The sequence below is a fragment of the Desulfonatronovibrio magnus genome (assembly GCF_000934755.1).
In the GTDB taxonomy this organism is placed as follows: Bacteria; Desulfobacterota; Desulfovibrionia; order Desulfovibrionales; family Desulfonatronovibrionaceae; genus Desulfonatronovibrio; species Desulfonatronovibrio magnus.
In genome coordinates, this window is record NZ_JYNP01000005.1 from 150050 (window position 1) to 162121 (window position 12072).

At 46.3% G+C, this 12072-nt stretch carries 11 protein-coding genes; 9 read left to right on the forward strand and 2 right to left on the reverse strand.

Annotated features, from left to right (window positions below; genetic code table 11):
- Positions 1-14 precede the first annotated feature (14 nt).
- From LZ23_RS00745 to LZ23_RS00755, 3 genes are all read left to right on the forward strand, one after another.
- Positions 15-2138, forward strand: a complete 2124-nt coding sequence (locus tag LZ23_RS00745; RefSeq protein WP_045210690.1) for a DNA translocase FtsK — start codon at positions 15-17, stop codon at positions 2136-2138.
- Positions 2139-2185: 47 nt separating this feature from the next.
- Entirely contained in the window at positions 2186-2515 is a 330-nt protein-coding gene (locus tag LZ23_RS22080; RefSeq protein WP_157493061.1) for a nucleotidyltransferase domain-containing protein, read from the forward strand.
- A 118-nt stretch (positions 2516-2633) separates the two neighbouring features.
- Positions 2634-5096, forward strand: coding sequence for a DNA internalization-related competence protein ComEC/Rec2 (locus tag LZ23_RS00755; protein ID WP_045210692.1), 2463 nt, complete (start codon positions 2634-2636; stop codon positions 5094-5096).
- Between the two features lie 187 nt (positions 5097-5283).
- On the opposite strand, the gene LZ23_RS00760 is transcribed toward LZ23_RS00755, so the two are convergent.
- Positions 5284-5769 carry a KOW domain-containing RNA-binding protein gene (locus tag LZ23_RS00760; RefSeq protein ID WP_045210694.1) on the reverse strand — a complete coding sequence of 162 codons (486 nt, stop codon included), beginning with the start codon at positions 5767-5769 and terminating at the stop codon, positions 5284-5286.
- A gap of 137 nt (positions 5770-5906) precedes the next feature.
- The gene (locus LZ23_RS00765; RefSeq protein ID WP_045210696.1) at positions 5907-6578 is read right to left on the reverse strand and encodes an adenylate kinase; all 672 of its coding nucleotides are present in this window, start codon (positions 6576-6578) and stop codon (positions 5907-5909) included.
- Positions 6579-7184: 606 nt separating this feature from the next.
- Here LZ23_RS00765 and pyrG point away from each other — a divergent pair.
- The 6 genes from pyrG to lptB are packed head-to-tail and all read left to right on the forward strand — an operon-like array spanning position 7185 to position 11969.
- On the forward strand, positions 7185-8819 hold the full coding sequence (gene pyrG, locus LZ23_RS00775; RefSeq protein WP_045210699.1) for a CTP synthase: 1635 nt from the start codon (positions 7185-7187) through the stop codon (positions 8817-8819).
- Positions 8820-8823: 4 nt separating this feature from the next.
- The gene (kdsA, locus tag LZ23_RS00780) at positions 8824-9663 is read left to right on the forward strand and encodes a 3-deoxy-8-phosphooctulonate synthase (protein ID WP_045210701.1); all 840 of its coding nucleotides are present in this window, start codon (positions 8824-8826) and stop codon (positions 9661-9663) included.
- A complete protein-coding gene (locus LZ23_RS00785) occupies positions 9656-10189 on the forward strand; it encodes a KdsC family phosphatase (protein WP_045210702.1) in 534 nt (177 codons plus the stop codon). The genes kdsA and LZ23_RS00785 overlap by 8 nt, the downstream gene beginning before the upstream one ends.
- Positions 10182-10733: an LPS export ABC transporter periplasmic protein LptC gene (lptC, locus tag LZ23_RS00790; RefSeq protein ID WP_045210704.1), complete on the forward strand. Its 552-nt coding sequence runs from the start codon at positions 10182-10184 to the stop codon at positions 10731-10733. The genes LZ23_RS00785 and lptC overlap by 8 nt, the downstream gene beginning before the upstream one ends.
- Entirely contained in the window at positions 10733-11239 is a 507-nt protein-coding gene (locus tag LZ23_RS00795) for an LptA/OstA family protein (protein WP_045210706.1), read from the forward strand. The genes lptC and LZ23_RS00795 overlap by 1 nt, the downstream gene beginning before the upstream one ends.
- Before the next feature lie 7 nt (positions 11240-11246).
- Positions 11247-11969 carry an LPS export ABC transporter ATP-binding protein gene (lptB, locus tag LZ23_RS00800; RefSeq protein ID WP_045210708.1) on the forward strand — a complete coding sequence of 241 codons (723 nt, stop codon included), beginning with the start codon at positions 11247-11249 and terminating at the stop codon, positions 11967-11969.
- Positions 11970-12072: the final 103 nt, after the last annotated feature.

Genomic DNA, 12072 nt, shown 5'->3' on the forward strand with positions numbered 1-12072 from the left:
AGGAGCATTTTTTTATGGATGGCAACAGACTGCTCAGAGAAATTCCAGCTCTGATTCTCTTTTTTGCGGCAATTTTTCTGTTCATCAGTATCATTGGATACTCACCACATGATCCCTCTTTGAACCACCAGCCAGGTGCAGAGCATATTGTCCAGAATGTAGCTGGCAAGGCTGGAGCGTATACTGCCGGAACATTTATAGAGTTTTTCGGGCTGGGGGCCCTGATCTGGCCATTTGTCCTGTGTTATTTTGCGCTGCTGTTGTTCAGGCCTTATTTTCATTCCAGGTGGTGGCGCTGGCCGGGTGTCATTCTGCTTTACATAGCTTTTCTCATCTGGTTTGAATTTCCAGCCCTTAAAGAAAATATTTCGCTTCTCAATATCAGGGGTTCGGGTTTTGCTGGCGGGTTGATGTTTGCCTATGTCTATTCGCTTCTGAATTTTTGGGGGAGTTTTCTTTTTATTCTTCTTATTACTCTGCTGGGGCTGCAAACAGCTACAGGTTTTTCCTGGGCTTTTATATTCCACAGGCTCAGAGACGCTGCCATGAATGTCGATGAATCAGAACAGGATGAAGAAAACATAAAAAAAAACATTCAAAAAAAGGTAAAAAATAAGACATCAGGCAACAAGAGTTTCAAGTCTGTAAGTGCAACTCAGGCCAAAGAATCCGGGGGGGCAATCGATCCTGGCAAGCTGAGTAAGTTCGCCTTGCCCCCTTTAGATCTTTTAACAGAAGCTGACACAAGCGGTCCGGATATTGATAAAGACAGAATCAAAGAAATGGCTGGGGCCCTTAAGTCCTGTCTTGAAGATTTTTCTGTGCAGGGAGAAGTCCAACATGTCCAGCCTGGTCCAGTAGTGACCATGTTTGAATATAAGCCTGCTCCCGGAATCAAGATCAGTCGTATTGCCAATCTTGGTGATGATCTGGCGCTGGCCCTTAAAGCCACAGCTGTACGCATAGTTGCTCCTATTCCAGGCAAAGACACCATTGGCGTGGAAATACCCAATGAAAACCGGCAAATGGTTTATCTGAGAGAAATTTTTGAAAATCCGTCTTTTGGTAGATCAAAGCTAAAAATACCTCTGGCTCTTGGTAAAGATATTCAAGGACAGGCCAAGGTTGAGGATCTGGCTCGCATGCCTCATCTGCTGGTAGCTGGTGCAACCGGGGCTGGTAAAAGCGTTTGTTTGAACTCCCTTATTTTGAGTATGATTTTTCGTTTCAGTCCAGATGAGCTGAAAATGCTGTTAATTGATCCTAAACGAATTGAGCTCGCTGTTTATAATGATCTGCCTCATCTTGTGCATCCCGTGGTCACGGATATGAATCTTGCCAAGAATGCTCTGGACTGGGCAGTGCACGAGATGGAAAATCGGTATGATCTAATGGCCAGGCTGGGCGTGCGCAATATTGAAGGGTATAACCAGAAGCTGGCTGCCATGGGACTGGATCGGCCCGAGGGCATGGAAGACCTGCATGCTATGCCTTACCTTGTTCTGATTATTGATGAAATGGCTGATCTCATGCTTACTGCGGCCAAAGAGGTGGAAGTTGCCATAGTTCGACTGGCTCAGCTGGCCAGGGCATCGGGCATTCATATCATACTGGCCACGCAAAGGCCCTCGGTTGATGTAGTCACGGGTATCATCAAGGCTAACTTTCCTTCACGCATTGCCTTTCAGGTCAGTTCAAAACATGACTCCAGGACCATCCTTGACTCCATTGGGGCTGAATATCTGCTGGGTCATGGAGACATGCTTTTTAAAACCAGTGGTGGTCAGCTCCAGAGGACTCATGGCGCTTTTGTGGATGAGGATGAAATATCCAGGGTGGTTGAATTCTGGAAGAACAAGGCCGATCCTGAGTTTGAACTGGATTTTGCTGAATGGAAACAGAACGAGGGCAGTGAATCTTCAGGATCAGCAGGAGAATCAGATCCCATTATTGATGATCCCAAGTATGCTCAGGCTGTTGAATTTATCATGGATCAGGGCAAGGGCTCCATCTCATTAATTCAGCGCAGGTTTCGCATAGGTTACAACAAGGCTGCCCTGTTTATCGAGCAGATGGAAAAAGATGGCATCCTGGGTCCGCAGGAAGGCAGTAAGCCAAGGCAGGTTTTGAAAAAATAGCTACAGGCCAGGAAGAAAGGGATAGGTTGGGTGTAAAAACTTTTTATATGGTTAAAGATCAAATTACAGGAATTGCCAAACAATTCGCTCTAAATCTTGTCCAGGAGATAAGCCCACGAAAGGTGATTCTGTATGGCTCGTGGGTCAGCGGTCACCCTGGTGAAGATAGCGATATAGATGTTGCTGTGATAGTTGACAGGATTGATGTGGACTACCTGGATCTTTTGACCAGGATTTATCAGATTGCTAATAATGTAGACACAAGAATTGAACCTGTTCTAATTGAGGAGAATCATGACCCAAGCGGATTTTTGCGCCATATAACTGATCACGGTGAGATAATATTCTCCAGTTTGCCTGAAGCATTTATACCCTAACTCCAAATCTTTCAATAAAACGCTATAAGGTTAAATTTTTCGTAACAGTTCACCCTCTTTGCGTGTGGCACGGGCATTGGCTCTTCCAGGACCACTTGCTCAAATTTTTTGAAGTACATTGCGTCATTTTTCAGATTCATATCTGCCCCAGGGGATTCTGCCCTGGCAAAAACTGGTCATTGCCTATGGGCTGGGCATATGGGCCCTGAAGTATCCATGGCCTGCAGCGACGTGCGTGTTTTTGCTGCTGTTGTTTGCCCCTTTTAAATCTCTTCGCTTTAATCTGCTTATCCCTTGTGTATTTATCCTCAGCATGGCACTGGCTTTTGTCAGGCTTCCTGATCTGCCGGAAGAAATACCTGAAGATATCAGTTCCGGACAGCGAGTAGTTGTTCAGGGGCAGGTGGAAGAAGTTGCTTTTCTGCCTGGTCAAAGAATGAGAGTTATTCTGGGTAATCTCTTTCTCGGCAGGGGTGAACAGGCGCAACCCCTGCCAGGGCGACTGGTCTGGACCTGGCAGGATACGCCGGACCAACTCTTTCCAGGGCAAGATGTTCAAGCCCACCTCAACGTGCGTCCAATACATGGCATGGCAAATTTTGGGGTCTGGAACAGCGAGTTTTTCTGGCGTACGCAGAGTGTTTTATGGAGAAGTTACACCCGGGGCGAACATTTCTGGCACAGAATAGAAGGTTCTAAGGGATCCTCCTCTTCAGCCAGGCAGCATCTAAAAGATCAGGCTCAGAGCGGTTTTGAGCTTGACAGCCTCTCTGCACATAGACAGCAGCAGGTTCAAGGGCTGGGTCTGGCCCTTCTTTTTGGAGACAGGTATCTTGTTGATCAGAATCTCATTGATTCTATTCGTCTGGCCTCGCTGGCTCATAGTCTGGCCCTTTCAGGGCTGCACCTTGGCATTATGGCAGGGATGGGTTTTATTCTGGCCGGTTTGCTGGGATTTTTTTATCCAAAAATCTATCTGTACCTGCCTTATCTGAAACTGGGGGTACTGCTGGCCACCCCTTTGTGCCTGCTTTATCTATGGATGGGACAGGCACCTCCAACACTTATCCGTTCCGCAATTATGTTTGCCAGTTGGGGCGTTTTCCTTTTTCTGAATAAAAGACGGGTTCTGCTGGATGGTCTGTTTCTCGCTGCCGGAATCATTACCATTCTGGACCCATGGGCTGTGTTTGACCTGCGTTTGCAGCTTTCATTGACTGCGGTTGCCGGGATTGCATTAATATTGCCTGTTCTGGAATCAGCCTGGAGAAAAATTAAACAAATCAGTGATTTCAGAATTCTAAAGTACTTTCTTGGGCTTGCAGGTGTGACCATTGCCGCCAATGCAGCTCTGCTCCCTGTTCAGGCCTGGACTTTTAATTATTTGAGTCCTCATTTATATCTGAATTTGTTCTGGCTTCCGGTTCTGGGCTTTATCATTTTGCCAGCGGGCTTTGCAGGTCTTTTTATTTCACTCATGCCTGGAATGGGATGGCTGGGCAGCGTGCTGATGTCCATCTCGGCGTATTGCCTCAACTATTTTATTGTTTTCCTGGAATACCTGCAGCACAAAGACCTGCTTCATCCCATAGTGACATATCGACCACCCTGGCAGCATTTAATGGCCTATTGGGTGATTTTAATCTTGATAATTTATATCCGCAAACTGGATTTCCGGAGTATCAGGCTTATTATCGGGACCGGTGTTGTGGCGATCCTGGCATTTTTGCCCTTTTTTGCGGGTGATGACAATAAAGTGGTGCTGCGAATACTGGATGTGGGGCAGGGTCAGGGGATTGTTCTGGAACACCCGGGAGGCAGTCCGGTAATGGTGGATGGAGGAGGAAGCTGGAACCCTGATTTTGACTTGGGCAAGCAGGTAGTGGTTCCTTCTCTGACCTGGAGAAAATGGCCTCATAATCTAAGCATGGTTGTTCTGAGCCACGCCCATGTGGATCATTATGGTGGTCTTATTTATCCCCTGAAATATCTTGGCGCAGATAAGTATGTGCATAATGGGATCTGGCCTGGTGAGGTGGATACATGGCGCATAAATGAGGCACTTGAGAGGCAGGATATTCCCAGTCGGGTATCGGTGCGTGGCGAAAACCTGGATCTAAGTAAAGGACTGGTGCTGGAAGTGCTTCATCCATCTGATCCGGAAAAATTCGACAAATTAAATGATACCTCTCTTGTACTCAGGCTTATCTGGAACGGCCATCCCTTAGCTCTTATACCCGGGGATCTCGAGGCCCGGGGGATCGATACTCTTCTCGAGACAGGCCAGGATATTTCAGCACAAGTTATCATTGTGCCACATCATGGCAGTCGCACCAGCGCCAGTCCCGAACTTTACGCCCGGACAGGTGCTGACACTGCAGTTGTGGCCAGAGGATTTATGAACAGGTTTGGTGTGCCTCATGATGAGGTACTTGAAATAATCAATCAAAATGAAATTAATCTGTTGGATACTGCTAAGCATGGTGAGGTCAGGCTTACCTGGAAGTGCCCGGAAAGCAGGCCGGAGATAACCCGGGCAAGGTCTAAGCTTGGTCCCAAAGGCATTCCCTGGTGGTATTAATGTGGGCTGTGCCCACAACCCAATTTAAGCAATGATCGTTAAGTTGGGGCGATAAACGTGCTTTTCAGACTGAAGACTGAAGGCTGAAGAATAAGGTTCCTGGGCGTTATTGCTCTTTCAAGGTTAAAAAACTTTCTTGTTATTTTTTACAGGATTGAAACGGTAAGTTGCTAATCAGCAATCCTGATTAAAGCTCTTCGCCTGTGAGGATAGGGGCATGTGCGCCCAGATCATAAAAGCCGTGTACCTGAAAGTCTAAAGAGTAGTTGGGGATGAGTTCAAAACGAATACGCCCGAAATTTTCGTTTTCAGGCATCATGGAAAGCGGCATGAGACCTGCTGGAACAGGAAAAGACAGGAAGGCGCTGTTTATCAGGGTCAAGCGATCCTGATACCTTTCCTTGAGATAGTCTATCAGCTGGTCACGCTCAGCTTCGGTAAAGGATTCCAGTATAACCTGCCGTGACTTGTCAACTTTGTCTTTTGTCTGAGAAGGAGGCTGAACCAGGAGCCTGTCCCATGGGTATGACTGTTCCTCTGCTTTATCCCATTGAGGTCTGTAAAGGTGTACCTCTACATTTTTCCTGCCCTTAAAAGATTTAATTACAATATTAACAATAAATGCCCTGTGGATGGGCAGCGTTTGATCCGGAGTGGTGATGCTGAGTTCCATTATGCCTCCGCTTGTTTGTGCTTGAATTTGTCCGGCCCTGCTGGAATCGCCAATTGCTGGTTTCACAAAGGCGACAAAAGCAGGGCCGGGAAGTCAGAACATGCTATCCTGTTCTGGACTGCTCATCCTGAAAAGCTTTAATCTAACTGCTTCAGAAGGGTGTCCTTGATGTCGTTGATGCTGCCCTCTCCATCAAGTTCAATGTACTTGAAGCCTTCCTTGCCGGCCAGGTCTCTATAAAAATATGCTGCCGCAAGTGTACCTGTGTCTTTGTCATAGTAGATATTGTGTCTTTTATCAATGGCATCTTCATCCTGGTCATCAGACCTGGACTTTAGTTCTCCTCCGCAGACACGACATTTATCACCGTCGGGCTTGATGGCGTCTATGAAGATATTATTAGGGTGGTTGGGATCATTAACGCAAAGTCTGCGTCCCATGATTCTGTTTTTTGCTACTTCTCTGGGCAAGAGGATTTCAATAACAAAATTTAGTTTCATTCCAGCAGCACTAAGTGCATCCCAGAGTTTTTGGGCCTGAACAATATTTCTTGGAAATCCGTCCAGCAGCCATCCGCCAGCTCCTTTTTCCTTCAGTGTTTCCAGGACCATGGGAATAGTGATGTCATCAGGAACCAACTCTCCCTTATCGATGAATTCCTTGGCTTTTTTGCCCAGCTCTGTTCCCTGGCCAATGTGCTGTCTGAAAATTGCGCCGGACTCAATGTGAGCCAGGTCGTATTTGTCTTTAACCAGTGAGCCCTGTGTACCTTTGCCGCTTCCGTTGGGACCAAAAATAAGAATATTCAATGTAAACCTCCTTAAAAAATTTACAGCAAGATAACCGCTGTCTGACTGCCTGTCAATAAAGGCCGAAATTTAGCTCTTGATTAAGAGCTTGGCAAGAGAGCCACATTACGCTAATAGGTTTGGCTTTGTGCTTTGCTTGAATCTTTTGTAATCGTTTCACCCGGGGGCACGGGACCGAACTTGTGAGTAAATGCCTTTAAAGTGGAGCCTGCATCCTGCAGGCTATTTAACTCCAGGCGGCTGGAAGCCGCCTCCACCTTGAAGAACAGTCCCATATTTGGAAATTGGGACAGTCCCCGCGAGGTACTATAAAAAAGATTCATGCTGCATTGGTTCGTTGTAGAAATTTGCTTAAAAGAAAAAATTTACACAGCGAGGGACAGTCCCTGTGCCAGGCGTAAAGCTCTCATCTTTGACGGAACTTTTCAGGCAAATGTGCATCAATCATGAGCAAAAATCGTAAAAATATAAAAATTGTAAACGTCTGATTTTATTAGCAAAACGATTCCAGTTACTTGTAAGCTGAGCCCATATCTGCTTCAAGTGTTCAAAATTTATGTTTAATAAAGCTGACTGAACTTTCAGTTCTACAGGTGGATAAGATTTATGAAAACAAAGTTTATTTTTGTTACCGGGGGCGTGCTTTCATCCCTTGGTAAAGGGCTGGCTGCAGCATCCATTGGAGCCTTGCTCAAGGCCAGGGGGCTTAAGGTCAACATTCAGAAATTAGACCCGTACATTAATGTTGATCCAGGTACTATGAATCCATTCCAGCACGGTGAAGTCTATGTGACAGATGATGGCGCAGAAACAGATCTGGATCTTGGACACTATGAAAGATATCTTGATCAGCCCATGGCCCAGATCAACAATTTTACTTCAGGGCGCATCTATCATTCTGTTATTACCAAGGAGCGGCGCGGTGACTACCTTGGAGGCACGGTGCAGGTGATACCACACATAACTGATGAGATAAAAAATGCCATCAAAAGTGTTGCCCAAAACGATGAAGATGTGGCCATCATAGAGATTGGTGGAACCGTTGGCGATATAGAGGGGCTCCCATTTCTGGAAGCCATCAGGCAATTGCGAGGAGAGCTGGGTAAGGATCAGGTGTTGTATATTCACTTGACCCTTGTGCCCTATATGAAGGCTGCTGGGGAACTCAAAACCAAGCCTACCCAGCACAGCGTCAAGGAGCTCAGAAGTATAGGCATTCAGGCAGATATTATACTCTGTCGTTCTGAAGTTGATCTGGATCAGGATATCAAATCCAAAATAGCTTTATTTTGTAATGTTGACCCTGATGCTGTCTTTACGGCCAAGGATGTAAGGAGTATTTACGAGGTTCCCATGGCTTTGTATGAAGAAGGCCTGGATCAGAAAATTGCCATTATGCTTAAGCTTCCAGCTAAAAATCCCAACCTTCAAAGCTGGGAAAACCTGGTTCATCGGCTCCATCATCCAGGCCCCAAGATTAATATTGCCATAGTGGGTAAATATGTTGATTTGCGGGAATCATATAAAAGCCTGCATGAAGCTCTGGTGCATGCAGGTTTAGAAAGTGAAAGGGAAGTAGAACTGAGATATGTTAACTCAGACAGCCTCATACCTGGTGGTAATGTGCAGCAACAGATGAGCGGTCTCCATGGGATTCTGGTGCCCGGAGGATTTGGTTCCCGGGGAATAGAAGGCAAAATAGCAGCCATCAGCTACGCTCGTTCACAAAATATTCCTTTTTTCGGCATTTGCCTTGGTATGCAGTGTGCTGTGATTGAATTTGCAAGAAATGTCCTGGGGCTCAGAGATGCTGACTCTCAGGAGTTTTCGCCTGACACTGAGCACCCGGTGATTTATTTAATGAAGGAGTGGTTTGACTTTAGAAATAATACTGTGCAGAAAAGATGTCAGGAAAGCAACAAGGGCGGAACCATGAGGCTTGGTGCTTACCCCTGCGTCATTACAGAAGGCACCAAGGCTTATGAAGCCTACCAGACCCGGGAGATAATGGAAAGACATCGCCACAGGTATGAATTCAACAAAAAGTATGCGCAGCAATTTGAAGCTGAGGGTATGATTTTCAGTGGTCTTTCCCCGGATAAGAGCCTGGTGGAAATTGTTGAATTAGAAAATCACCCCTGGTTTCTGGGGTGTCAGTTTCATCCGGAATTCAAATCCAACCCAATGCGTGCTCATCCTCTGTTTAGAGAGTTTGTCAGAGCGGCAGGGCTTGCAGGATAGAATTGTGCAAACAGATCCAAAAAATACCGATTGCTCTGTTTCAACCCACGGCAGGCAGAGCGGGAATCAATTATTTTTTATCCTTGGACCTTGTGTTTTAGAAGGGGCTGATTTTGCCTCAGATATTGCTCATAAAATCTTAGAGGTGGCCCAGGAGCTGAAAATTCAGGTTTTTTTTAAAAGCTCATTTGACAAGGCCAACCGTACTTCTGCAGAAAGTTTTCGTGGTCCGGGCTTAGGACAGGGGTTGGAATGGCTGCAGCGGGTTAAAGAAATGACCGGCCTGCCTGTCCTGACGGACATTCATCATCCAGAGCAGGCTGCATCAATTGCAGAAGTGGCGGATGTTATCCAGATTCCGGCTTTTCTCTGCAGGCAGACTGATCTTTTACTGGCAGCTGCTGATACCGGGAGAATCGTTAATATTAAAAAGGGACAGTTTCTTGCTCCCTGGGATATGCATCAGGCTGTCTCCAAAATCAGACAGCGCAGCAGCAGCGCCAGAATATGGATTACTGAAAGAGGCACTTCTTTTGGCTACAACAACCTTGTGGTTGACTTCCGGTCTTTGCCTGTTATGAAGGAGTTGGGGCATCCGGTAATTTTTGATGCTACGCATTCTGTGCAGCTTCCCGGAGGGAAGGGCACGTCTTCGGGGGGGCAGCGGGAATTTGTGCCTTTGATGGCCAGGGCGGCAGTGGCTGCCGGAGCTGACGGCATTTTCATGGAAGTTCACCCAGACCCTGAAAGGGCATTGTGTGACGGACCAAATTCATGGCCTCTGGACCAGCTCAAACCCCTTGTACAAACTCTTCTGAAAATCAGGAAGGCTGTTAATGAATGATGCTCTCAAACTTGCTTTTTCCCGGATTAGAATGCTGATCCTTGACGTTGACGGAGTCATGACAGATGGTGGGTTGTATTACGACAGCCAGGGCCGTATCATGAAGAGATTTAATGTTCAGGATGGCCTGGGAATAAAGGCAGCCCAGGCAGCAGGGCTTGAAATAGCAGTTATAACCGGACTTTCATCCGCGGCTGTTGAGTCCAGAGTAACTGAGCTGGGCATCACTCACTATTTTCACGGTCATATAAATAAAGTGCCCCTCTTAAAGAGGCTTGCCGAAGATTCCGGGTATGGTCTTGATGAAATGGCCTATCTCGGGGATGACTGGGTGGACGCCGGACCCATGCTCAAGGTAGGCGTGCCCATGGCAGTGGCCAATGCGCAACCGGAGATCAAGAATATTGCCCGCATGGTAACTGAAAAGTCTGGCGGATATGGTGCTGTGCGTGAGGCAATTATGCTGATTCTGGAGGCTCGTGGACTGAGAGAGGAGCAATGGCAGAAGTGGCAGTTTGATGATTAAAAAATTTGCTCCATTATTTTTCAGTGCGGCTGTTTTATCTTTTCTGTTCATTACCTTCTGGCATACAAGCCCTGGACCGGGTTTAACCGACCTGAATGTTGAAATGGAAGTAGATATGAATATCCGTGATTTTACTATGACCAAGGGCAGGGATGGCCGCCAGACATGGAAAGTGATTTCTGACAATGCAGGCTTTGTGCGTGAGGATGATCTTTTTGTCCTTTATAATCCAGTCATTACCTATTACACTGAAGAAGACTCTGCTCCTGTAGTGATCACAGCTTCCCATGGCCAGGCTTTGCAAACAGAAAATATGGTGCATTTATGGCCTGATGTCAGAGCGGATTATGGTGGTTTGATAATTGAGTCCGGCAGAGCGTCATACATGGGAGAGGAGGATTTTATTCTTCTCCGTGAAGGCGTGACTTTTGTGGGCAATGGAATGGCCCTCAACAGCCCGGAAGCCAGATTTTATTTAAATGAGGACAGATTAGAGGCCCTTGGGGGTGTAAAAACCCTGCTTCAAAACAGGACAGTGAATTGATGAAAATCCTGACAATTATTTTTTGTTCGTTATTGTGGGCGTTTGCTCCTGCTCTTGCTGAAAACAGGCTTCAGGATCAGATTACAGATATTACGTCTGACAAGATGACTTATACCGGACACGATAATATTGTAATCTTTTCCGGCAATGTTCATGTTATCAGGGCAGAGCTTGAGCTTTGGTCTGATCAGCTGCATGTACATATAAAGCCGCAGAATGCAGAGCAGGATGAGGCTGATCAGCAGGATAAAATTGAAAAAATAATTGCCAGGGGCAATGTGCGCATCAAGAGCATGAACAGAGAGGGTAAAGGTGAGTTGCTCACATATAATCCTGACACTGGCCAGGCAACCTTAGAAGGAAACCCAGTCCTTATGGAGGACAAGAATCGGGTTGAGGGTGAGATTGTTCTTATCAACATGCTGGAAAATACTTCCGAGGTCCTGGGCGGACCCGATAGAAGAGTCAGAGTAATTTTTTATTCAGAAAGCGAGCAGCAGGAATAAACCAGGGGTGAACAGCTTTAAAGCCATTGACGTTTATAAGCGATACGGTAAAAAGCTTGTGGTCAAGGGTATATCCTTAGATATCAGGCAGGGAGAGGTGGCTGGGCTGCTTGGGCCCAACGGTGCCGGCAAGACCACGACCTTTTACATGCTGGTGGGCATTATAACGCCAACCAAAGGTGGCGTATCTCTCGACAAGCAGGATATTACCGGGTTGTCGCTGCCCAGTAGAGCTGGTCTGGGCATCAGTTATCTGCCCCAGGAAAGTTCAATTTTCAAAAATCTGACAGTTTTTGAAAATCTGATGCTTATCCTGGAATATACACATAAAAGCAAAAAGCACAGACTGCAAAAAGCTGATCAGCTTATGGATGAGCTTGGCATATCCAAGCTGGCTCACCAGAAAGCATCCTTTCTGTCCGGGGGGGAGCGCAGACGTCTGGAGATTGCCAGAGCCCTGATCAAGGATCCGAGATTTATACTGCTTGACGAGCCTTTTGCCGGTATTGATCCTATTGCTGTGGATGATATTCAGAAAATCATTCTCAAGCTCAGGGAAAAAGAAATAGGAGTGCTGATATCAGATCATAACGTGCGGGAAACCCTGCGGATCTGTGATAGAGCCTCCATTGTATATGACGGACAAGTTATACTCGATGGGACGCCTCAGGAGATTATCAATGACACCAGGGCAAGGGCAGTCTACCTTGGTGAATCTTTTTGCTTGTAAGTTTGTCATGTTTTCCCGTATGGTAAGCTGATTCGCTGCTTTCAGGCATTTTTCAAATCCTTTGAAAATGTAACAGTTTAGGATTTTTTTTTTTTGTATCTGT